Source organism: Campylobacter helveticus (genome assembly GCF_002080395.1).
In the GTDB taxonomy this organism is placed as follows: domain Bacteria; phylum Campylobacterota; class Campylobacteria; order Campylobacterales; family Campylobacteraceae; genus Campylobacter_D; species Campylobacter_D helveticus.
In genome coordinates, this window is sequence record NZ_CP020478.1 from 717,168 (window position 1) to 740,431 (window position 23,264).

The 23,264-nt window shown below is 33.9% G+C and carries 23 protein-coding genes; 14 read left to right on the forward strand and 9 right to left on the reverse strand.

Going from position 1 to position 23,264, the window contains the following annotated elements; translation table 11 throughout:
• Window positions 1-61 precede the first annotated feature (61 nt).
• Window positions 62-1,354: a UDP-N-acetylmuramate--L-alanine ligase gene (gene murC, locus CHELV3228_RS03735; protein WP_082199587.1), complete on the forward strand. Its 1,293-nt coding sequence runs from the start codon at window positions 62-64 to the stop codon at window positions 1,352-1,354.
• Here the strand turns inward: murC and CHELV3228_RS03740 are convergent.
• From CHELV3228_RS03740 to gatC, 8 genes are all read right to left on the reverse strand, one after another.
• Complete coding sequence (locus tag CHELV3228_RS03740) at window positions 1,351-2,133, reverse strand: shikimate dehydrogenase (protein ID WP_082199588.1); 783 nt, start codon at window positions 2,131-2,133, stop codon at window positions 1,351-1,353. The two genes, murC and CHELV3228_RS03740, sit on opposite strands and share 4 nt — an antisense overlap.
• A complete protein-coding gene (locus CHELV3228_RS03745) occupies window positions 2,130-2,933 on the reverse strand; it encodes an SPOR domain-containing protein (RefSeq protein WP_082199589.1) in 804 nt (267 codons plus the stop codon). Before CHELV3228_RS03745 ends, CHELV3228_RS03740 begins: the two co-directional genes overlap by 4 nt.
• A gap of 11 nt (window positions 2,934-2,944) precedes the next feature.
• On the reverse strand, window positions 2,945-3,490 hold the full coding sequence (locus CHELV3228_RS03750) for a DUF1882 domain-containing protein (protein ID WP_082199590.1): 546 nt from the start codon (window positions 3,488-3,490) through the stop codon (window positions 2,945-2,947).
• Window positions 3,487-4,731, reverse strand: coding sequence for a serine hydroxymethyltransferase (locus CHELV3228_RS03755; protein WP_082199591.1), 1,245 nt, complete (start codon window positions 4,729-4,731; stop codon window positions 3,487-3,489). The genes CHELV3228_RS03750 and CHELV3228_RS03755 overlap by 4 nt, the downstream gene beginning before the upstream one ends.
• Complete coding sequence (gene lysS, locus CHELV3228_RS03760) at window positions 4,728-6,236, reverse strand: lysine--tRNA ligase (protein ID WP_082199592.1); 1,509 nt, start codon at window positions 6,234-6,236, stop codon at window positions 4,728-4,730. The genes CHELV3228_RS03755 and lysS overlap by 4 nt, the downstream gene beginning before the upstream one ends.
• A complete protein-coding gene (locus CHELV3228_RS03765; protein ID WP_082199593.1) occupies window positions 6,237-6,707 on the reverse strand; it encodes a Fur family transcriptional regulator in 471 nt (156 codons plus the stop codon).
• Window positions 6,708-7,271, reverse strand: coding sequence for a CvpA family protein (locus CHELV3228_RS03770; RefSeq protein WP_082199594.1), 564 nt, complete (start codon window positions 7,269-7,271; stop codon window positions 6,708-6,710). It abuts the gene before it with no gap.
• Window positions 7,272-7,338: 67 nt separating this feature from the next.
• Window positions 7,339-7,626: an Asp-tRNA(Asn)/Glu-tRNA(Gln) amidotransferase subunit GatC gene (gene gatC / locus CHELV3228_RS03775; RefSeq protein ID WP_082199595.1), complete on the reverse strand. Its 288-nt coding sequence runs from the start codon at window positions 7,624-7,626 to the stop codon at window positions 7,339-7,341.
• A gap of 128 nt (window positions 7,627-7,754) precedes the next feature.
• On the opposite strand from gatC, the gene CHELV3228_RS03780 reads away from it, so the two are divergent.
• The 6 genes from CHELV3228_RS03780 to pyk all read left to right on the forward strand — a co-directional run bounded on the left by CHELV3228_RS03780 (window position 7,755) and on the right by pyk (window position 13,122).
• Window positions 7,755-8,333, forward strand: coding sequence for a hypothetical protein (locus CHELV3228_RS03780; RefSeq protein ID WP_082200742.1), 579 nt, complete (start codon window positions 7,755-7,757; stop codon window positions 8,331-8,333).
• Window positions 8,330-9,334 (forward strand): hypothetical protein, encoded by a 1,005-nt coding sequence (locus CHELV3228_RS03785; protein ID WP_082199596.1) that lies wholly within the window; start codon window positions 8,330-8,332, stop codon window positions 9,332-9,334. The genes CHELV3228_RS03780 and CHELV3228_RS03785 overlap by 4 nt, the downstream gene beginning before the upstream one ends.
• 4 nt (window positions 9,335-9,338) lie before the next feature.
• On the forward strand, window positions 9,339-9,593 hold the full coding sequence (locus tag CHELV3228_RS03790; protein WP_082199597.1) for a hypothetical protein: 255 nt from the start codon (window positions 9,339-9,341) through the stop codon (window positions 9,591-9,593).
• Window positions 9,580-10,212 carry a type III pantothenate kinase gene (locus CHELV3228_RS03795; RefSeq protein WP_082199598.1) on the forward strand — a complete coding sequence of 211 codons (633 nt, stop codon included), beginning with the start codon at window positions 9,580-9,582 and terminating at the stop codon, window positions 10,210-10,212. The genes CHELV3228_RS03790 and CHELV3228_RS03795 overlap by 14 nt, the downstream gene beginning before the upstream one ends.
• A 112-nt stretch (window positions 10,213-10,324) precedes the next feature.
• A complete protein-coding gene (locus tag CHELV3228_RS03800) occupies window positions 10,325-11,671 on the forward strand; it encodes an FAD-dependent oxidoreductase (RefSeq protein ID WP_082199599.1) in 1,347 nt (448 codons plus the stop codon).
• Between the two features lie 8 nt (window positions 11,672-11,679).
• Window positions 11,680-13,122, forward strand: a complete 1,443-nt coding sequence (gene pyk, locus CHELV3228_RS03805) for a pyruvate kinase (protein WP_082199600.1) — start codon at window positions 11,680-11,682, stop codon at window positions 13,120-13,122.
• A gap of 4 nt (window positions 13,123-13,126) precedes the next feature.
• Here the strand turns inward: pyk and CHELV3228_RS03810 are convergent, their stop codons facing one another.
• Window positions 13,127-13,984, reverse strand: coding sequence for a hypothetical protein (locus tag CHELV3228_RS03810; protein WP_082199601.1), 858 nt, complete (start codon window positions 13,982-13,984; stop codon window positions 13,127-13,129).
• 90 nt (window positions 13,985-14,074) lie between these two features.
• Between CHELV3228_RS03810 and lgt the strand changes: the two genes are divergently transcribed.
• Genes lgt through CHELV3228_RS03845 form a run of 7 tightly spaced genes read left to right on the forward strand, consistent with a single transcriptional unit; the run spans window position 14,075 to window position 23,157 of the window.
• Entirely contained in the window at window positions 14,075-14,902 is an 828-nt protein-coding gene (gene lgt / locus CHELV3228_RS03815; protein ID WP_082199602.1) for a prolipoprotein diacylglyceryl transferase, read from the forward strand.
• Window positions 14,903-14,950: 48 nt separating this feature from the next.
• Window positions 14,951-15,730 (forward strand): fumarate reductase cytochrome b subunit, encoded by a 780-nt coding sequence (locus tag CHELV3228_RS03820; protein ID WP_082199603.1) that lies wholly within the window; start codon window positions 14,951-14,953, stop codon window positions 15,728-15,730.
• Entirely contained in the window at window positions 15,714-17,705 is a 1,992-nt protein-coding gene (locus CHELV3228_RS03825) for a fumarate reductase flavoprotein subunit (protein ID WP_082199604.1), read from the forward strand. The genes CHELV3228_RS03820 and CHELV3228_RS03825 overlap by 17 nt, the downstream gene beginning before the upstream one ends.
• Window positions 17,698-18,423: a fumarate reductase iron-sulfur subunit gene (locus CHELV3228_RS03830; protein WP_004276551.1), complete on the forward strand. Its 726-nt coding sequence runs from the start codon at window positions 17,698-17,700 to the stop codon at window positions 18,421-18,423. The genes CHELV3228_RS03825 and CHELV3228_RS03830 overlap by 8 nt, the downstream gene beginning before the upstream one ends.
• Before the next feature lie 30 nt (window positions 18,424-18,453).
• On the forward strand, window positions 18,454-20,637 hold the full coding sequence (locus CHELV3228_RS03835) for a dynamin family protein (protein ID WP_082199605.1): 2,184 nt from the start codon (window positions 18,454-18,456) through the stop codon (window positions 20,635-20,637).
• On the forward strand, window positions 20,627-22,456 hold the full coding sequence (locus CHELV3228_RS03840; protein WP_082199606.1) for a dynamin family protein: 1,830 nt from the start codon (window positions 20,627-20,629) through the stop codon (window positions 22,454-22,456). The genes CHELV3228_RS03835 and CHELV3228_RS03840 overlap by 11 nt, the downstream gene beginning before the upstream one ends.
• Window positions 22,453-23,157 (forward strand): tetratricopeptide repeat protein, encoded by a 705-nt coding sequence (locus CHELV3228_RS03845; RefSeq protein WP_082199607.1) that lies wholly within the window; start codon window positions 22,453-22,455, stop codon window positions 23,155-23,157. Before CHELV3228_RS03840 ends, CHELV3228_RS03845 begins: the two co-directional genes overlap by 4 nt.
• The last annotated feature ends 107 nt before the right edge of the window (window positions 23,158-23,264 follow it).

A 23,264-nucleotide genomic window follows, 5' to 3' on the forward strand; every position in this document is an offset into this window, starting at 1 on the left:
TTTTTCTTAATCAAGTATTCAACATAAGCTGTTAGAATTCTCCCTTTTATAAAGAGGGTTTATGATGCGTAAAATTCATTTTATAGGTATAGGCGGCATAGGAATTTCTGCTTTGGCTAGATTTTTAAAAGAAAAGGGCTATGAGATTAGCGGGAGCGATTTAAAGCCTAGTAAAATCACAAAAGAGCTTGAAAGCGAGGGTGTGAGAGTATTTATCCCGCATAGTGAAGAAAATGTGTGTGGTAAGGATTTAGTTATTTATTCTGCGGCGATTAAGGAGGAAAATAAAGAATTTAAACACGCAAAAAAATTAGGAATCAAATGTCTTTCGAGAAAAGAGGCGTTGCCTTTGATTTTGCAAGATAAAAAGGTTTTTGCTGTGGCTGGAGCACACGGCAAAAGCACGACTTCTAGTATTTTGGCTTCATTGCTAAATGATACGAGTGTGATTATCGGGGCGGTGCTTAAGGAATTTGGTTCAAATATGATTTATAAAGAAAGCGAAAGACTTGTTTTTGAAGCTGATGAAAGCGATAGTTCTTTTTTAAATTCTAATCCTTACTTAGCCATAGTTACAAATGCAGAAGCTGAGCATTTGGAGCATTATAATAATGAGCTTTCGAAACTTCATAAAGCTTATACGAACTTTTTAGATGGAGCAAAAATTAGAGTCATTAACGCTGAAGATGAATTTTTGAAAAATTATAAAGGCGAAGCGTTAAGGCTTTATCCTAGCGTGGATATTAGAAATATTTCTATGCAAATTGAAGATTATAAGCCACTTACGCGTTTTGAATTTAAAGATTTGGGGCAATTTAGTGTTTTTGGTATGGGTTATCATTTGGCTATTGATGCGGCTTTGGCGATAATGGCAGCTTTGGAATTTGAGAGTTTGGAGCAAGTGCGTTTAAGGCTTAGAAATTATCAAGGTATCAAAAAGCGTTTTGATATTTTATATGCAGATAAAGATTTGGCGATTATTGATGATTATGGGCATCATCCAACGGAGATTAAGGCAACTTTAAAGGCGGCGAAAGAATATGCAAAATTGGCGGGTTACTCTAAACTTACGGCTATTTTTGAGCCTCATCGTTATACGCGTTTGGCGGCAAATTTGGAAGCTTTTAAAGAGGCTTTTGAGGGTGTTGATACTCTTGTTATTTTGCCTGTGTATGCGGCTGGAGAAGATGAGATTAAGCTTGATTTAAGGACACATTTTCCTAAGGCTTTGTTTATAGATGATATTAAAAGAGAGGGTAAATTTTTAGTGGCAAATAAAGGAGAACTTTTTGACGAGGGGCTTATTATAGGCTTTGGTGCGGGAGATATTAGTGTAAAATTGAGAGCTAATTAGCTTAAATTTAGAGCCTCTAACATTGCTTTTTGAATTTGCTTTTGTTTATTTTCTAGTTCAAAAAAAAGTTCAAAGGCAAAAACGCCCTGCCACAAAAGCATAGAAAGTCCATCTTTGTATTTTATATTGTTTTCTTCACAAAATTTAATAAAGGGCGTTTTTTTACCATAAATGACCTCAAAGGCATATTTTGTTTTAATTTTTTTTAACAAATCTACATTGCAGGGTAAATTATCATCATTTAAACCAGCTGAGGTGCTATTAATAATAATATCAAACTCAAAATCTTTTAAATCTTCATAAAGTGTGCATTTAAAGTCTTTAAAATGGGAGAAATTCCTTTCGCTTCTATTGGCGATAGTGCAGTGGATATTTCTTTGTTTTAGCGCATATGCGATAGCCCTAGTTGTGCCTCCAGCACCAAGAATTAAGGCTTTTTTGATATTTTTAAATTCTTCTATAGCTTTTAAAAAACCGGGGGCGTCCGTATTGTAAGCGTGGATTTTGTGATTTTTTAAGATAAGAGTATTGGCTGAACCGATTTGAAGTGTTAATTCATCTTTAAAATCCGCTATTTTAACAGCCTCTTCTTTGAAAGGCAGAGTGATGTTTGCACCATTTAGTTTAAGCTTAAATAAACTTTCTTTTAATTTATCTTTGTCTTTAAGATGAAAGCGGGAGTAAATGCCATTAAGTCCTAGGTGCTTAATGGCATTGTTGTGAATTCTAGGAGATTTAGAATGAGAAATCGGGTCTCCTATGACACAAAAAAATTTCATTTTAGCGTGAAAGAAAAGGCATCTTTTGCTATTTCTTGGCGAATTTTTGCAAGCTCATTTGCAATTTTATCTTTCTCAAAAGGACCGATTAAAACCTTAGTGATTTCCTTACCATTAACCGTCGTTTTAAAGAGTTTATAATCATATCCTTTAGCTTTCACATTGGCAAGTTCTTTAGATTTTTGGTCCAGATTGCTAACAGAAAAGATTTGCACATACATACCCATAGCAAGTCCGCTTGAGTGCGTTGGGACGGCTTCTACATTTTTAAACAAATCTTTAGGATTTGTTTCTTTCTTAGGGCTTTCTTTTACGACATTTGACTTTGTAGGTTCCGCTTTTGGTTTGACAACTTCTTGCTTTGGTTTATTGGTTTCTTGTTTGGAAGGTGGTGGAGGCGTTTGCTCTACTACAGGTTCTTGTGTCTGTGGTGGGAGAGGTGTTTGTGTTTCTGTATTTACGATAGGTTCTGTTTGGGTTTGAGAGCTTTCATTATTTTCTTCATTTTGAAGTTGTTTTCTTAAAAGGTCAAACTGGTCTTCTGGATTATTATTTTCCGTAATAGGCATATTTTCAAAGCCATTATTATCTTGCTCTCTCGGCGTTTCTGTTGCCACAGGCTCACTTGGCGGAGTTAGTTGCTCTGTATTTTCATCGCTGTTGATGAGTTTCATAACTATCATTACCACTAAAAAGAGTATCACAAGGGCAATGACTCTAAGAAGAATTTTTTTAATCTTCTCGTTTTTGTTGCTTTTTTCTAAGATGATGTCATCAAATTCGTTTTTATTGTTTTCCATAATTTTCCTTTTTACATATGTTTAGACCACGAGCTACCGCGTTCTTTTTGATAAACCTCGTAAGGCACCACTAAAATGTTAAAATCCCTTGGCATATCCATACTTGGAAAAACTTTCCATTCCACAGGCATTTTACTAGCAAACATCATAGAAAGTTTAGAAGCTAGAGAATATCCTTCATTCAAAGCCGTATGTCCTTTATGGATATAAAGATGTAGATGTCCGGGAGTTTTGGTTTTATAGGCTGTAAAGTTAATGAAGCCCTCCTCACGCAAGATGAGTTGCGCTCTATGCCAAAATCTTTCGGCGTTAAAGCCATTATAATCAAAGACGATATTTTCGACCTTATTATCTTTCGTGATAAGGTCGTGAGCTACTACAATTTTTTTACTAGCGTGTTCTCTTAAAACATTTGCATTTAAAGGTGCATCAACTCTTTCAAATTTATTGAAGAAATATCTACCTCTATGCTCACATTTGCTTACTATCCTATCTCGTTTAATATAATAATGGTCGCTTATCATCTTTATAAGCGACATATCCATAGTAGAAATCAAAACATAGCCTTTGGATAAATGATGAAATTACTCGCAAGGTTTTCAAGCTCTTTTTTTGTGCTTATTTGCAAATTTGTATTGTTGATATCATCTAAAATATTTGCAATGCAATGTGCCACCATTTCAATTTCTTTTTCCTTAAAACCTCTCGCGGTAAGTGCTGGTGTGCCAAGTCTTAATCCACTCGTTACAAAAGGACTACGCACTTCACCGGGAACGGTATTTTTATTAGCAGTGATACCAGCATTTCCTAGAGCCAAGTCTGCATCTTTTCCACTAAATTCTCTATCCAAAAAGCTCATTAAAACAAGATGATTATCTGTGCCATCGCTAACAAGTTTAAAATTTCTTTCCATTAAAATCTTAGCTAAAACTTTAGCATTTTGCACGACTTGTTTAGCATAGTCTTTCCACTCGGCACTTAGGTTAAATTTAAAGCCTACTGCCTTAGCGGCGATGACATGCATTAGGGGACCTCCTTGAATTCCGGGAAAAATAGCTGAGTTGATTTTTTTTGCTATTTCTTCATCGTTACTCATAATAATCCCACCTCTAGGTCCTCTTAAAGTTTTATGTGTGGTTGAGCTTACAATGTGAGCGTGAGGAAAAGGACTAGGATGTTCACCTGCTACGACAAGTCCTGCGATATGTGCAATATCTGCAAAAAGATAAGCACCAACTTCATCAGCTATTTCTCTAAATTTTGCAAAGTCAATAATCCTAGCATACGCACTTGCCCCGCAGACGATAAGTTTAGGCTTAACGATATGAGCAATTTCTCTTACTTTCTCATAATTAATACGCCCATCAAGTTCAACGCCGTAAAAAAAGCTTTCATACATTTTACCAGAACTACTTACCTTAGCTCCGTGCGTCAGGTGTCCTCCGTGGCTTAAGTCCATACCCAAAATTCTATCACCTGCGTTAAGCAAAGCGGCATAAACACCCTGATTAGCTTGAGAGCCTGAATTAGGCTGAACATTAGCAAAAGCACAATTAAAGAGTTTTTTACATCTTTCTATTGCGATATTTTCTATTTCATCGACTATTTCACAGCCTCCATAATATCTTTTGCCAGGGTAGCCCTCAGCATATTTATTTGTCAAAATGCTACCCATCACTTCCATCACTTCAGGTAGAGTAAAATTCTCACTTGCTATCATTTCTAGCCCATCACATTGACGCTTTAATTCTGCATTGGTGAGTTGATAAATTTCTTCATCAAATTGTTCTAAACTCATTTTTTATCCTCCTTAAGTTCTAATTTTAATGGACGCATCGCTGGAAATAAAATTACATCGCGAATTGATTTTTTCCCAGTCAAAAGCATTACAAGCCTATCTATGCCTATACCCTCACCAGCAGTTGGTGCCATACCATAACCTAGCGCATTGACAAAGTCCTCATCCATCTCGCAAGCCTCTTCATCTCCGGCATTTTTAGCTTCGATTTGTTTTAAAAATCTTTCATATTGGTCGAGCGGGTCGTTTAGCTCATTAAAGCCATTGGCGATTTCTTTTCCCGCTATAAAAAGTTCAAAGCGTTCCGCTATATTTTCATCTTTTTCGTTGCGTCTTGAAAGAGGGCTTATAGATATAGGAAAATCTACAATGAAAGTAGGATTAATTAATTTATCCTCAACATAATTATCAAAAAGCTCCGCTTGTAAATGTCCTAAATCTAATTTTTCATTTGCTTCAAAACCATCGCTTTTAAGTTTATTTAAAATTTGTTCTTTGCTTTCTATTAAATCCTTACTCAAATTTCCATATTTTTGCAAAGCTTCTTTGTAAGTAATCCTTTCAAAAGGTTTAGAAAAATCGATAATTTTATCATCAAATTCTATCTTTGTTTTTAGGTTTAATTTTTCTAAAAGTAGGGCAAAAAGCTCTTCTGTTAAATCCATTAAATCTTCATAGTTATGATACGCCCAGTAAAACTCAATTGTAGTAAATTCAGGATTATGTGTCAAATCCATTCCTTCATTTCTAAAACAACGATTGATTTCAAAAACAGCTTCAAACCCTCCAACAATTAATCTTTTTAAATGAAGTTCAGGAGCTATTCTTAAAAATCTTTCAACCCCTAGTGCATTATGAAAGGTAACAAAAGGCTTAGCATTTGCGCCACCTGCGATTGGGTGCATCATAGGAGTTTCGACTTCTAAAAATCCTTTTTCTTCAAAAAAATGCCTAATAATACTGACGATTTTAGAACGCGTTAAAAAGTCTTTTCTAACATTTGCATTCATAATCATATCCACATAACGCTTACGATATCTTTGCTCTATATCTACTAATCCGTGATATTTTTCCGGTAAAGGCACAATGCTTTTTGTCGCAAGGATTAATTCGCTTATATGCAGACTAAATTCTCCCATTTTTGTCAAGAAAGGGTAGCCTTTAGCTAAGATGATATCGCCCACTTCTAAATTTTTCTTAAAAAGATTAAATTTATCTTCTCCCAAACTATCTTTTGAAAAGTAAATTTGTATATTTTCGCTTTCATCTTCTATATTTGCAAATATAGACTTTCCCGCCACTCTTAAAAGCTTCAGTCGTCCAGCTACGCTTACAAGGACACTTTCATCTCTTTTTTCTTCTTTTTGGGCAACATAGGCGAATTTATCCTTAAATTCTTTGATGCTTAGTTCCTTTTGCAAGAAATGGGGATAGGGGTTAATCCCAGCTACTTTAAGTTCTGTCGCTTTGGCTAATCTTTGTTGTTCTAAAACACTATCAAACATTTATATTTTTACCTTTGTTTTATAATTACAATCGCTGCAAATTCCATAAAGCTGCATTAAATGTCCCGTAAGTTTAAAACGATGCTCGTTAGCTATTAGAGACTGCTGTCTTTCTATAATGGGATTTTCAAATTCTATAATTTTTCCGCAAACCTTGCAAATCATATGGTCGTGGTGGGGTTTATTGGCAAGTTCGTATTTTTTACCGGCGGAACCAAAAGATATTGAGGTTACCATTTCGGCTTCCTCTAGCAAATTGAGTGTCCTATAAACCGTGGCTATGCCGACATTAGAATTGGGCTCTGCTTGTTTTATCTCCATATATAAGCTCTCTGGAGTATAGTGCATATCGCTATGATAGAGCGTTTTTAGCAAAATTTCTCTTTGTTTCGTGTATTTAAGTCCGCCCTCGCGTAAAGTTTTCTTAAATTTTTCAAGCAAAACATCGTATTCTAAATTTTCCATTAACATCTATTGTCCTTGAGTTTCATTAGAGATGTTTTCTAAATTTTCTTTCAAGTTTTGTTCCGTTTCTTTTAAGCTTTGCTCTGCTAAAGGTTGATTCATTATAAAAGCACCTGTGTCTTTCAGCAAATTTAAGGTGTAGCTATCTTTAGCAAAATTTTCCAACTTATCATTTAAAAAATCTATCCTAGCGACACAAAAAACTAAGATGGCAAAAATCAAAAAAACTTTAGCGCCGCCAAATAAAAAACCACCTATTTTATCTAAAAAGCCCAAACCGCTAAGTTTGATGAGTTTGGCTAAAAAATTTCCAAGTAGCAAACAAACAATCCAAAAAATGACTAAAATCGCCAAAAAACCGGCGAAAGAGGCTAGAGATTCGTTCTCAATTTTATAAAAAGTATTTTGTATAAAAGAAGCACCGTCATTAGCGTATTTTGAAGCGATAAAAACTCCACCCACTATGCCCAAAAGTCCAAAAATTTCCTTAAATAATCCATTTAGAATTCCTTTAAGTCCTAGTAACAAAGTAAATCCTATAATGAAAGCATCAAACCAATAAAAATTCATCTTATTCTTACCTTAAAAATATCATTTTGGAACACATTTTACACAAAGTATAAAAATGATGGGTTAATCACTCTATAATTTTTGGCACGGAGAAAAATCTTCCTTCGTGGCTTGGTGAATTTTTTAGCACATTTTCTATAACTTCGGCAGTTTTTTCTTTATCAACTCTTAGGGGTGTTCCACCTTTTAGTGTGCTTATTGTGGCTTGGTTTTGACTTAAATCCAAAGTGTTTAACCTATCGACAAAATTGACTATTTCGCTTAATTCATTTATAACGCTCTGTCTTTTTTCCTCGCTAATTTTCAAGGCGCTAAGTTTTTCAAGTTTATTAAGAAGTTTTTCATCGATTTGCATTTATAAACCCTCATTTTTGTAAATTTTTTGCCAAATTATAGCATAAAAGGCTTAATTTGTTTAGAATATTTTGCATTTATTATGATACAATCCCAACTAAAATTCTTATAAAAATCAAAGGATATATTTTGGCATTAAAGGAAAATTTAAAAGCGATAAAAACTGAGCTTAATACAGAAGAGCAGTTTTTGGAAAATTTTATTAAGGGAGAGAGGTTTATACGCAAATATAAACTTTATCTTGTGAGTTTTGTAATTATTTTAGTTTTGTGGTTGGTCGTAAGTTTTATTATGGACACTATGAAGCAAAGTAGCATAGAGGAAAGTAATGAAATTTATACAAATTTATTACTTAAGCCTGAAGATAAAATGCTTTTGGAGCAGTTGAAAGATAAAAATCCTAACCTTTATGCCATTTTTTTAATGCAAAATTTGGATAAAAATCCTAACGATACGCAAATTTTAAAAGAACTTAGCACATTGAGTAAGGACGAAAAACTTGAGCCTTTGTTTCGAGATATTTTAGCGTTGGCTAATAATGAAAAATCGGTCTTTTTAAAAGATTATGCTAAAATCCTAGAAGCTTATACACTTTTGGAGCAAAAGAAGATAGAAGAGGCAAATATTATCCTTTCCCAAATTAAGCCTAATTCGCCTTTAGAACAAATCGCCAAAAATCTTAAACATTATCAAGGTATATCACAATGAAAAATGTTATAGTTGCTTTATTTTGTCTTTTCTTACTTTGTGCTTGCGGCACAAAAAGGCAGTATTTTACACCAAGCTATGAAGATGGAGTGTTAAATTCTAGTGAGAATTTAAGGGCTAAGATTGTTGATTATAATATTGCTTCGGCTAAGTTGAGTGATGATAAGGCTATTTTTAAAAATGAGGGAATTTTAGATTTTAAGCTAGAAAAAGACTATATGTTATTGCATTATCAAGATGGTGAATTTGTCATTGCGGATAATGATGGAAATTTAAAGATTTTAAATGCAGATAAAGAAGAGCTTTATACGCATAAATTTGATGCAAGTGTGTTGAGTGTAGCTTTAAATGGAGATGACATTGCTTTGGTTTTGGCAAATAACACTATCGTCCTAGCAAACCGTAGTTTGGGGGTGAAATTTTCTAAGACTTTTACCCAAGCTATAGCACAAGATAATCGTTTTGCTGCACCTATATTTTTAGGAGAGTTGATTGTCTATCCAACTTTAGACGGAAAGCTCATGATATTTTCTAGAGTATCTTCTCAAATAGTAAAAGATGTGGTTGTTTCGGCACAAGATTTCTTTAATAATATTATTCATTTAAGCGTTTTAGATGATAAGATGATAGCTGCAAGTGGGAAGAAAATTATAGTTGTAACACCAACTAAAACTTTTTATTTAGATACGGACATCAAGGAAGTGCTTGTAGATAAAAATGCAATTTTTATTTTAGGAAAAGATGGAAGTGTCGTAAAAACAGATTTTGAATTAAGAAAGCTTAATGAAAAAAAGTTTGAATTTGCTATTTTTAATAAGGCAAGTATTTATGAAAATTCTTTATATATTTTTGAAAAAATGGGCTTTTTAATTAAGTGTGATGTGGAGCTTGAGGATGTAAAAATTTTTAAGTTAGAGGGTGCGATTGATAAAAAGTCCTTTATGGACAGAAATAAATTTTATTACGATAGCTATATTTTAGATTTAGATAAAGTTTTATAAAGCTATGAATTTAAGCGAATTTACTAAGAAGAGAAGTTATTCTTGCGTTTTGAGTGGGGGAAATTTGATTTTTACTTACACGGGTAAAGCGCGGTTTTTACTAAAAGATGCGATATTTTTAGAGCATTTATGTTCTAAAATTTTAGAAAAATATGGCATTAAGGAAGCCAAATTTTCTTTTAATTTAAATTCTTCGCTTTGTTCTAAAGCAAAAGCTTATTTACAAATGAAAGGTTTTAGCATTAATGCTTTTGTGTGATATAGGAAATTCTAGTGCCAATTTTTTAGATGAAAATAAGTATTTTACTCTAAGCATAGAGCAGTTTTTGGAATTTAAAAGCACACAAAAGATATATTACATTAATGTTAATGAGAAACTTAAAGCCCATTTGTCTTCACAAAGTCATTTTATCAATCTTGAGCCTTATTTTACTTTTGATACTATTTATCAAGGGCTTGGTGTAGATAGGATTGCAGCTTGTTATACTATAAGCGATGGTGTAGTTGTGGATGCTGGAAGTGCTATTACTGTGGATTTGGTTTCAAATTTTATCCATTTGGGTGGTTTTATATTGCCGGGTATTGCTAATTACAAAAAAATTTACGCTCACATTTCCCCTCGTTTAAAAAGTGAATTTAATACCCAAATTAGTTTTGATGCCTTTCCGCAAAAAACGAGTGATGCTTTAAGTTATGCTGTTTTTAAGGGAATTTATTTATTAATTAAAGATGTGGCAAAAAATGAAAAATTATATTTTACGGGTGGAGATGGGCAGTTTTTAGCAAACTTTTTTGAAAATGCCATTTATGATAAATTATTGATTTTTAGAGGGATGAAAAAGCTCATTTGTGAAAATCCTCGCATTTTAAATTTATAGATGTTACTATTTTACCCATAGAATTTGAGCTTTTATAACTTTTATTTTTTTATAAAATAAAATGGACTACACTTTTACTTTGTAAAGAAATAAATTATCTCAAGGAAAACAAATGAGCCAGCAAGAATTTGATGTGTTGGTTGTAGGAGCTGGAATTTCTGGTGCAGCTTTATTTTATGAGCTTGCTAGATATACAAATATTAAAAACATCGCATTAATTGAAAAATATCACGCCCCAGCGACCATAAACAGCAAAAGCACAAGTAATTCCCAAACCATACATTGTGGTGATATAGAAACAAATTACACCATAGAAAAAGCACATAAGGTTAAACGCACAGCTGATATGATAGTTAAATATGGACTTTTGCAAAATGCGCAAAATAAATTTATGTTTTCGCATCAAAAAATGGCTTTAGCTGTGGGCGATGTGGAATGTAAGTATATGAAAGAACGCTATGAGGAATTTAAGGAACTTTATTCTTATATTCGTTTTTTTGATAAAGAAAAAATTAAGCAAATTGAACCTAAGGTGGTTTTAGGTGAAGATGGTGTTAGTGATAGAAAAGAAAATATTGTCGCTATGGGTGTTGAAGCGGGAGAGGTTTTTACAACTGTTGATTTTGCCAAAATGAGTGAGAGCTTGGTTGAAGAGGGACAAAAGCAGGGTAAAAACACTTTGGTGGCATTTAATGAAGAGGTTGTGCATATCTCTAAAAATGATGGAATTTTTACTATAAGAACGGCAAATTTTAAAGAATATAAGGCCAAAACTGTTGTGGTAAATGCAGGTGCACACTCTTTATATCTTGCTCATAAAATGGGTTTAGGGCTTGATAAGTCTTGTTGGCCTGTGGCAGGTAGTTTTTATCTTACAAAACAAAAGCTTTTAAATGGTAAGGTTTATATGGTGCAAAACCCTAAACTTCCATTTGCGGCATTGCACGGAGACCCTGATTTGATGGCTGATATGAATACGCGTTTTGGTCCTACTGCTTTGGTAATTCCTAAGCTTGAGCGCTATAAGGGTTTAAAATCTGTGCCAGAATTTTTCGAAGCTTTAAAGCTTGATAGAGTTGTGCTAAGTGTTAGTTTGGGTATGTTTAAAGACTCTACGATTAGAAATTATATACTTTATAATTATTTATATGAGTTGCCTTTCATCAATAAAAAATTATTTGTGAAAAATGCAAGGAAAATTGTCCCAAGTTTAAAAGCCGAGCAGCTTTATTATGCTAAGGGGTTTGGTGGGGTGCGTCCGCAGGTCATCGACAAAACAAAAAGAGAGCTTATGCTAGGCGAGGCTAGTATAAATGAAGTCGAGGGCATTATTTTTAATATGACTCCAAGTCCTGGTGCGACAAGTTGTCTTGGTAATGCCGAAAGAGACGCAAAGATGGTTTGTGATTATTTGGGTGCTAAATTTGATGAGGATAAATTTAGCACAGAATTATTATGAGGTTAAGAATGCTTAAAAAAACTAAGATTGTTGCAACTGTGGGTCCTGCTAGTGAGGGCGAAGATGTTTTACGACAAATGATAATTAATGGGGTTAATGTTTTTAGACTGAATTTTTCTCACGGAACACACGCATATCATAAGGCTAATTTGGACAAAATTCGCAAGGTTGCTAGTGAGCTTAATGCAAGAGTTGGGGTACTTCAAGATATTAGCGGTCCTAAAATTCGAACGGGTGAGCTTAAAGAGCCTTTTGAGCTTAAGAAAGGTGATAGGCTAGATTTTTATCGTGGGGTGATAGTTGGGGAGAGGCTTGGAGATGCACATTATAAATTAAGCATTAATCAAAGTGATATTTTAAATATGCTAAAGGTTGGAGAATATGTTTATCTTTATGATGGCAGTATCCGTGCGAAGATTGTGGATGTTAATGCAAATTTTATTCAAAGTGTGATTGAAAATGATGGCTTTTTAAATTCTAATAAGGGCATTAATTTTCCTAATACGCGTATTAATATTGATGTGATTACACAAAAGGATAGGGAGGATTTGCTTTGGGGTATTGAAAATTCTGTCGATTTTCTTGCTATTTCCTTCGTGCAAAACGCTCACGATATCGATGAAGTGAGGGAAATTTTAGTGCAAAATGGGGCAAAGATTGCTATTTTTGCTAAGATTGAAAAATTTGATGCTGTGGAAAATATCGATGAGATTATCGCTTCAAGTGATGGTATTATGGTGGCTCGTGGAGATTTGGGGATTGAGGTGCCTTATTATAAAGTGCCAAACATACAAAAGACGATTATTCAAAAGGCAAATAATGCTTCAAAGCCTGTAATTACAGCAACGCAAATGCTTTTTTCCCTTGCAAAAGCTAAAACAGCCACAAGGGCTGAAATTTCTGATGTGGCAAATGCCGTTTTAGATGGAACGGATGCGGTGATGTTAAGCGAAGAAAGTGCGGTAGGGATTGACCCTGCAAATGCCGTAGATGTAATGTGTAAGACGATAGTGGAAGTGGAGAAAAATTATCCTTACAATAAATTTGGTTCTTTTGACTATCTTGACGATACGGATAAGATTATGCAATCAGGAACCCATTTGGCTATGGATTTAAATGCAGATGCAATTTTTGCCCTTACTAGTAGTGGTAAATCTGCCATTAAAATTGCACGCTACCGTCCAAATATAGAAATTATCGCCATAGCACATTGTGAGAAAACTCTAAATTTTCTTAGTATAGTTTGGGGGGTTAATCCTGCCATTTTGGTTAATAAAAGCGATGAATTGACGAAATTGCTTAAAGATTCTGTGAAGTTAAGTGTAGAGAAAGGCTTTATGAACGAAAGCAAATGTTACATTTTAAGCGCAGGTTTCCCAACAGGGGTGGAGGGAACGAGTAACCTTATACGCATTTTAAAGAAAGAGCAAATCGCTTATTATCTTAAATGATGAGTTATTCGAAAATAATAACCCCATCTTCCGTTTGGTTTGTTGTCGATGTCTTTTGTGTGTGGTTTTCTTTTTCATTATGGCTTTGTTTGCTAGGATTTTCTTCACTAAAACTTTCATTGATAAATTCGTTATACTCTTTTACATTTTGTGGCTCACTTTTACCCAAGTCTGTGGCTTTTGGGAGGTTTTTGTGAAGAGAATTTAGGGTATTTTTATAAAAAGCTAAATAGGCTTTATCGATTTCAAAAGCAGGGCGTTCTAAACCTTTGTTTAGCTGAGTTGGAACATTACTAAGCGTGGTTTTAAACATTCCCACCCCCTCACCACTTTTAATAGGATAAGTTAGTTGCACTAAAGAATCGAGCTTTGTATCGCTTGAAATGTTGGTAGTATTTTGTGGATTATGTGCATCGGCAAATTCCATTTTGCCTTCAAATTTCAAACCGAGCTTAGAATCTATGGAATCTCCATTAAGCCACTCACTTGTTTTTTGAACTTCTTTTTCTTCAATAAAAATTTTAATCCTACCTTTGAGCGTATAATCGGGATTTTCATTATCTATCTCATAACCTCTAAGTTGAGCGATGACCTTAATTTGCTCTTCCAAGTTTTGCTTTAAAAGCTCATTTTCTTTATCAATGCGAATTCTAAGCACAGAGTTTTCAAAATTATCCGAATAATTGTTATTTTGCTCCATAATTAAAGGCTTTAAGGCAATTTTGATGCCAGAGTTTGTTGTTTGAATTTGAGTAGGACTTTGAGGTTTAAAATTAGGCATAGATACATTTACAAAATTTGAACTTGTGTTGGAACAAGCTATAAAAAGTAAAGTTGTACTAAGTAAAATCATTTTTTTCATCTCTAATCCTCAATTTTTAAATTTTGAGTAAATTATATAATAAGTTTAAAGTTTTTTGTTATATTTTCTTTAAAAAATTTGGATTTAAATATGGAAATTTGGCAAAATATCTACGCAAATTTTGATGTAGTAGCTTTTAATGTTTTTGGTTTTAAAGTGCATTGGTATGGCATTATGTATGCGATAGCTTTGATTTTAGCTTTATTTTTGGCAAAATTTTTTGTAAAGAAATTTAACCTAAACATAGAAGAAAAACATTTGGATAATTATTTTATTTGGGTGGAGCTTGGTGTGATTTTAGGTGCTAGGCTTGGTTATATTTTAATTTATGATTCTAATACCCTTTATTATCTTACAAATCCTTGGCAGATTTTTAATCCTTTTGATATTAATGGCGAATTTGTAGGCATTCGCGGTATGAGTTATCACGGAGCTATTGTAGGTTTTTTGTTGGCAACTTTTCTTTTTTGTAAAAAATATAAACAAAGACTTTGGCTTTATCTTGATGTAGTGGCTTTAAGTGTTCCTTTGGCTTATGTTTTTGGGCGTGTAGGAAATTTTCTTAATCAAGAGTTATTTGGTCGCGTTACTGATGTGGCTTGGGGGATTTATGTAGATGGGATATTGCGACATCCTTCTCAGCTTTATGAGGCATTTTTGGAAGGAATTGTTGTTTTTATCATTGTTTATTTGCTTAAATTGAAGCAAAGTTTTGAGGGAGAACTTATAGTTGCTTATGCGGCAGCTTATTCTTTGGCGCGTTTTATATGCGAGTTTTATAGAGAGCCTGATTTTGGGATAGGATTTGTAGCATTTGGGCTTAGTATGGGACAAATTTTAAGCTTATTAATGTTTGTGGGAGCTTTAATTTTTTATACTTTTTTGAAAAAAAAAAAATTAAAGTATTTTAAAGGCTAATAAATTTATAATTAATAGTTTTTAAATTTCATATTTTAAGGAGAAAAGATGAGTGATCTTATCGAAGGTTATTTGGGTAAGAGCATTGAGGGCAAAAAAAGCAAAATGCCTGCAAAACTGGATTTTATCCAGAGTGCTACGGGGCTTTTTTTGGGGCTTTTTATGTGGTTACATATGATTTTTGTCTCTACCATTTTGGTGAGCGAAGATTTTTTCAACTCTGTGGTGCATTTTTTAGAGTTGAAATTTGTATATGATAACCCTATGATGAGTTATATTACCTCATTTCTTGCAGCCTGTGTTTTGATTATTTTTATCGTGCATGCGGGTTTGGCTATGAGAAAATTTCCTATCAATTTTCGTCAATATCAGCTTTTAAGAACTCACGCAAAGAAGATGAAGCACGAGGATACTACACTTTGGTGGGTTCAAGCTTTTACGGGTTTTGTAATGTTTTTTTTGGGTTCAGCTCATCTTATCTTCATTATCACAAATGCCGATAAAATCAGTGGTGATATGTCGGGCGAAAGGGTGATTAATCACTTTATGTGGCTTTTTTATATTGTTTTGCTTATTTGTGTCGAACTTCACGGAAGCATAGGACTTTACAGACTTTGTGTTAAGTGGGGTTGGTTTGAGGGTAAAAATGCTAAAGAAAGTCGTAAAAAACTTAAAATGGCGAAATGGGTTATTAGTGTATTTTTCCTAGTTTTAGGCGTATTATCCCTTGCCGCATTTGCAAAAATTGGATATGAAAATTACCAAAATCAAGCACAAAGTGCAATGATTAAAACTTATAATGGAGCAAATTATGAATATACAATATAGTGATGCTTTAGTAATAGGCGGCGGTCTAGCTGGACTTAGAGCGGCGATTGAGGTGGCTAAGAGCGGACAAAGCGTAACACTTTTAAGCATTTGTCCCGTGAAGCGTTCTCACTCTGCAGCCGTGCAAGGTGGTATGCAAGCGAGTCTTGGAAATGGGGCTAAAGGCGAGGGCGATAATGAGGATTTGCACTTTGCTGACACGGTAAAAGGCTCAGACTGGGGATGCGACCAAGAAGTGGCAAGAATGTTTGCTCAAACTGCACCAAAAGCAGTTAGAGAGCTTGCGGCTTGGGGTGTGCCTTGGAGTAGGGTTACAAAGGGTCCAAGAACAGTGGTAATTAACGCGCAGAAAACCGTGATTGAAGAAAAAGAAGAAGCGCACGGACTTATTAATGCGAGAGATTTTGGTGGAACTAAAAAATGGAGAACCTGTTATATCGCTGATGCAACAGGACATTGTATGCTTTATGGCGTGGCAAATGAAGCAATTAAACATCAGGTTAAAGTTATTGATAGAATGGAAGCTGTGAGGATTATCCACGATGGCAAGAAATGTTTAGGTGTTATTGCTAGGGATTTAACCAACGGACAGCTTATCGCCTATATAGCAAGGGGAACTATGATAGCAACGGGAGGCTATGGTAGAATTTATAAGCAAACCACAAATGCCGTTATTTGCGAGGGAACAGGTGCGGCAATCGCTCTTGAGACAGGACTTTGCAGACTTTCTAATATGGAAGCCGTGCAGTTTCACCCAACTCCTATCGTGCCAAGTGGAATTTTGCTGACTGAGGGTTGTCGTGGTGATGGCGGAATTTTGCGTGATGTGGATGGTTACCGCTTTATGCCTGATTATGAACCTGAGAAAAAAGAGCTTGCAAGTCGTGATGTGGTAAGCCGTAGGATGATGGAGCATATCCGTAAGGGCAAAGGTGTGAAGAGTCCTTATGGTGACCACTTGTGGCTCGATATTTCCATTTTGGGTAGGGCACATGTTGAGAAGAATTTACGCGATGTTCAAGACATTTGTAAAACCTTTAATGGCATAGACCCAGCAGACGAAGGTCCTAAGGGCTGGGCTCCTGTGCTTCCTATGCAGCATTACTCTATGGGTGGAATTCGCACTAAGCCAACAGGTGAGAGTCAGTGGCTTGATGGACTTTTTGCTTGTGGTGAAGCGGCTTGTTGGGATATGCACGGCTTTAACCGTTTGGGTGGAAATTCTTGCGCAGAGACAGTTGTTGCAGGTATGATAGTGGGCGATTATTTTGCGGATTATTGTAAAAATAATGGTGAAATTGTAGATACTAATGTCGTCAAAGACTTTTTAAGCAAAGAATATCAATACCTTAAATCTTTAGTTGATAAAGAAGGGCAAAATGATGTCTTTGAAATTAAAAATAGAATGAAAGAGGTAATGTGGGATAAGGTTGCCATCTTTAGAACGGGTGAGGGCTTAAAAGAGGCAGTTAATGAGCTTGAAGAGCTTTATAAAAAATCTTTAAATGTTAAAGTGCATTGCAAAGAATTAAATGCTGCAAATCCTGAGCTTGAAGAAGCTTATAGAGTGCCAAGAATGTTAAAAGTTGCTTTGTGTGTGGCTTATGGAGCTCTTTTAAGAACAGAAAGTCGTGGAGCGCATTATAGAGAAGATTATCCAAAGAGAGATGATTTAAATTGGATGAAGAGAACGCTAACCTACTGGGTTGAGGGTGAGACCTTGCCTAAGGTTGAATATGATGAGCTTGACATTATGAAGATGGAAATGCCGCCAGCATTTAGAGGATACGGGGCAAAGGGCAACATTATAGAAAATCCTTTAAGTGAAAAGCGTCAGGCTGAAGTAGATGCGATACGCGAAAAAATGGAGAGTGAGGGCAAGGGGCGTTACGAAATTCAAAATGCTTTAATGCCTTATGAGCTTCAAGATAAATACAAAGCACCAAATCAAAGAATAGGAGTTGATTATGAGTAGAAAATTAACCATAAAGGCGTTTAAATATAATCCTTTAAGTAAAATTTCAAAGCCACATTTTGTAACTTATGAGCTTGAAGAAACTCCTTTTATGACTGTTTTTGTGTGCCTCACTCAGATCCGTGAAAAAATGGACGCAGATTTGAGTTTTGACTTTGTTTGTAGAGCTGGAATTTGCGGAAGCTGTGCGATGATGATTAATGGCGTTCCAAAGCTTGCTTGTAAAACTTTGACTAAAGACTATCCTGATGGCGTTATTGAGCTTATGCCTATGCCAGCGTTTAGACACATTAAGGATTTAAGTGTTAATACGGGCGAGTGGTTTGAGGATATGTGTAAAAGAGTGGAAAGCTGGGTGCATAATGAAAAAGAAACTGATATTTCTAAAATTGAAGAGCGCATCGAGCCTGAAGTAGCTGATGAAACATTTGAGCTTGATAGATGTATAGAGTGTGGCATTTGTGTTGCTTCGTGTGCAACTAAGTTAATGCGTCCAAATTTCATTGCTGCGACAGGGCTTTTACGCACAGCTAGATATTTGCAAGACCCACACGACCACAGAAGCGTAGAAGATTTTTACGAGCTTGTCGGTGATGATGATGGGGTGTTTGGCTGTATGTCTTTGCTTGCTTGTGAGGATAATTGTCCTAAAGAATTGCCTCTACAAAGTAAAATTGCTTATATGAGAAGACAGCTTGTTGCGCAAAAGTGCAAATAAAAATTTCCCCCTTTTTCAAGGGGGATTTTGATGCAAATACTCTTTCAAAGACTTTGGCAAAATCGTCTGCAGTTTTTAGATTTTAATTCCAATTTTAGTAATTCATCAAACCTTGATATTAGTGAGTTTGCTATTATTTTGAGTGTTGATGAGACAAATTATGATAGATATTTTCTCTTAAAAGAATTTGCAAATATTATGAAGAAAATTGCTTTAAGAGTTGATATTTTTAGCATTCAATATGCTCAAATTTGCACTTTAAATCTTTTGCGAAGAGGATTTTTAAATAAAAGAGACTTACTGAAAGCCTTAAAGATTTTAGAAAGCATTACAAATAATGATTTAATCATAGAATTTGTGGAAAGTGTAAATTTAGAAGAGCTCGATAAAAAAACATTTTTTAATACTACTTTTGGCAAGTTGGATTCTATAAATCTCAAGCTTCAAACGCTTGCTTTAAATGAGACTAATAGGCAAAATTTACAAAAAGCTTTGGAAAAATTTCAAAATTTAGATTTTAATGTCGCCATTACGGGTGTGATGAACGCGGGTAAATCAAGCCTTTTAAATGCTTTACTCAAAGAAGAGTTTTTGGGCGTTTCAAATATACCAGAGACGGCAAATTTAAGCGTTTTGCGATATGGGGAGTCTAAAAAGGCAAAAGTATATTTTTGGAGTGAAAAGGAATGGCAAAATATACTTTTAAATTCTAAATTTAGTGTTGAGCTTGAAAGTTTTGTCAATGGGCTTTCGAAAAAATATCATATCGATGAGTATATACAAAAAGATGGTTTGATAAAGGAAATTTCGCAAGAAGAGCTTAAGGAATTTAGTAGCGCGAAAAATCAAATTTCAGCTTTTATTAAAAAGATTGAGCTTGAGGCAAATTTAGAATTTTTGCAAAATAATATTTCCATAGTGGATACTCCGGGACTTGATGATGTTGTCGTTCAAAGAGAATTATTAACAAGAGAATATATAAAACAAAGCGATTTTTTAATCCACCTAATGAACGCTTCGCAAAGTCTTACACAAAAAGATATGGAATTTTTAGTTGAATGCCTTTTAAATTCGCGTTTAGGTAAATTTTTGGTTGTTTTAACTAAGGCGGATTTATTAAATCAAGAAGATTTAAAAGAGGTTATAAATTACACGAAAGCTTCATTAAAGGCAGGGCTTGAGGGCAAAGAAATGTTGGTGGAAAAAATCGACTTTCTTTGTGTGAGTGCAAAAAAAGCAAATGATTTTTATAAGCACTTGGTAAGCGAGGAAGAATTTAAGCAAAGCGGGATGAAAGAATTTGAGGCGTATTTGTTTGATGCTCTTTATAGCGGAGAGAAGAGTAAAACGGCTTTAAATGCTTATAGAAAAGAGCTTGGTTTGGAGCTTATGCAAATTTTAAGCGATTATGAAGCTCAAAATACACTCTTTAAAGAAAATTCTTACGCCACACAAGATGAAAATGCAAAATTTTTGCTTGAATTTAAAAAACAAGAAGAAGAGCTTTTAAATGCTAAAGAGGACATTAAAAATTCTATTTTTAAATTAGAAAATTCGCAAAATGATATTGCTTCGCTTGTTTTACTTTTAGCTAAGAAGCTTAAAGAGCGTTTGGTCGATGAGCTAAAATATCTTAAAGTTAAGGCTCAAAAGCCAGATTTAAATCGAATTTTAAGTATGGTTGATATTACGGCAAGAGACGGCATTAATGATATTTTGAGGGAAGTAAAATTTGAGAATTTGAAAAAAATCGATGAACTTAAAACAAATTTAAGTTTAAAATATAGCTTTTTACAAGAGGAATTTGATAGTGGCTTTGAAGATTTTAAAGATAAGATTTCAAAGGCGATAGAGGATATTTTTACTGCGGATAAATTTGCACTCTTAAAACTAGAACTTAGTCAAATTATACAAGAGAAAAATGATATTTTTACGATGGAAAAAAGATTAGATGAGGCTGTTGTTAAAGGCTTTGAGGGTTTTGAGCTTGATAAGGTTTTGGAAAATTTAGAGATAAATATGAGTTTTTTTAATTTTTTAAATGAAAAATTGGTGCATTTTGAAAAAAGCGTCAAGGAAAAATTAAAAAATCTTACTCATTTGCTTAAAAATTTAGAAAAAGAACAATTTGATTTTACCCAAAATTATGAAGAAAATTTGAAGAAAATTACCCAACTTAAAGAGCTTCAAAAGGAACTTTTAAATGCAAATTGAACTTTTGGAAAATTTTATCAATGCTTATGAAAATGCTTATAAAAAAGAATTTGATGAGAGTTTTGAGGGTAGGGTAAAGGTACTTTGTAAAGAGTTTGATGAACCTTTTATGCATCTTAGCTTGGGCTTAAAAGAGCGTTTAAAAGAGCTTATTTTTTCGTTGGATAAAAATATACAAGTTGCTATTATTGGGCAGTTTTCTAGTGGCAAATCAAGTCTTTTAAATTTGATTTTAAAGCGTGAATGTTTGCCTACTGGTGTTGTGCCTGTTACTTTTAAGCCGACTTTTTTGCACTATGGTGAAGATTATTTTTTGCGAGTGGAATTTGAAGATGGTAGCGATGTGATTACAAGCCTTAGTGAGCTTGAATTTTATACTGACCAAAGAAAAAATGTAAAGGAAGCTAGAGGAATTCACATTTATGCTCCCATTGAGCTTTTAAAAAATTTAACTCTTGTTGATACTCCGGGGCTTAATGCAAACGAGAGTGATACGCTGACGACTTTTAAAGAGCTTGAAAATATCCATTGTGCCATTTGGCTTAGTTTGATTGATAATGCGGGTAAAAAAAGTGAAGAAGACGCCATAAAAGCAAATTTAAAGCTTTTGGGTCAAAATAGTCTTTGCGTTTTAAATCAAAAAGATAAGTTAAGCGAGGTGGAGCTTGATAGAGTTCTTAAGTATGCAAAGGGAATTTTTGGTAAATATTTTAGTCAAATTATAGCCATCTCTTGTAAAGAGGCTAAGGAAAAAGAAAAGTATGAAAACTCAAATTTTAACGCTTTATTAAAATATCTAGAAAATATCAATGCAAAGGATTTGAAGCGCGAATTTAGCAAAAGAAAAATGCTAGAATTTTGTCAAATTACGAAAGAGGAAAATATTCTTTTTAATACTATTTTTGATGAGCTTGAGTTGAAATTTGAAAATTATGAAGCGTATTTGAGAGACTATTTTGCTAATTTGAAAGATAAGATTAAGCTTCTAAATCATCAAATTTTAGAGCAGCTCAAAAGTATAGCTCAGCGCTTAAGTGTGGAAATTTTTGGCTTCGTTAAGGAAAGAGAAAATTCTTTTTATAAGGAAGCGCAAGGTTTTTTAAAGAAAAATTTATATTATAAATATGATTATAAAGCTCCATATATTTCAAGCGATGACGCATTTTTAGCTATGTTTTATCATTCTGATGTAATGAGCAAGGAATTTAGGCGGATTAAAAAAGAATTTGAACTTTCTTTTGAAGATTTAAAGAGGCATTTAGGGGAGAGTTTTGAGATTTTAAAAAAAGAAATTTTGCTTTTTAAAGCGAGAATTTCAAATCTTCAAAAGGATGATTTTTTGCAAAGTGAAGAAAATTTCGCCGACATTAGAGCTTTTGCTAGTGCGAGTGAAGAATATTTTTTACGCGATTTTGAAAATGCTTTGCTTAAAAATAATCTAGATTTAGAGCTTTTTTTTGAGAAATTAAATCTTAAAGCTTTTGCAAATTATGAAAATGCTTGTAAATTAAGTTTGAGTTTTTTTAGTCGTAAAATCAATGAGAGTCGCACATTTTACGAGCTTGATAGCTCTCAATTTTCTCTATACTATCCTAAAAAAAGTGAAATTTATGAGAGAGTTTTAAATGAGCTTAATGTTTATGAATTTGAAAATTTACTTATCGCAAAACCTGCAATTTTAAGAATCGTTAATACGCTTTTAGAGCAAAATTTAACTCTAATTTCACAAAAAAAAGTTTTGATTAGAGCTAAAAAAGAAGAAAATAATAAGCGTTTAAATTATATTTTAGCACTAGAAGAGAGGATTAAGGCTTTATGAAAAAATTAATTTTATTGATATTTTTAATATTTAATGGACTTTTGGCACAAGATATTGAAAAGGCTTTAAAGCTTTATGAGGGCAATAAATTCGCCAAAGCTTACGAGCTTTTTGAAAGTTTGTGCGAAAAAGATAGTCCAAGGGCTTGTTTTTCTTTAGGTTATATGAATGAAAAAGCCCAGGGCGTTCCAAGAGATATGAAAAAAGCGTATAAATTCTATGATAAGTCGTGTAAATTTGGATATGCGGTAGCTTGTTCAAATTTGGCTTTAAGTTTAGAGGAAAATGGATATAAAGATGAGGCAATTTTGGCTTACAATAGGGCTTGTAAGTTGGGTAATGCAAAGAGCTGTAATAATATCGCCTTGTTTTATGAGGAAGAAAGAGATAGTGAATTAAGCCTTTATTTTTACAAAAAATCTTGCGAATTAAAAGATGCTAATGCTTGTTATAAGCTTGGACTATTTTATGAGAAAGGCGAGTGGGTTAGACAGAATTTAAATACCGCTTTACATTTTTATTCTAAATCTTGCACTTTGGGTTTGGGTGAAAGTTGCTATATTTTAGGGAGATACAACCAGCTTGAAAAAAAAGATATGAAAAAGGCTAAGCGTTATTTTGGTATGGCTTGCGATAAAAAACATAAAGAAGCCTGTGTGGCATATAGGGAATTTAATGATAGGGGCATTGATATCCATTAAAATATAATTCCCAATTCCCTCCCTAATTTCATCTTCCCTTAAGTTTCTTTATGTATAATTTCAACTTTCACTTTCTAAATAGCATTACAACACTCTTAGAAAGGCGT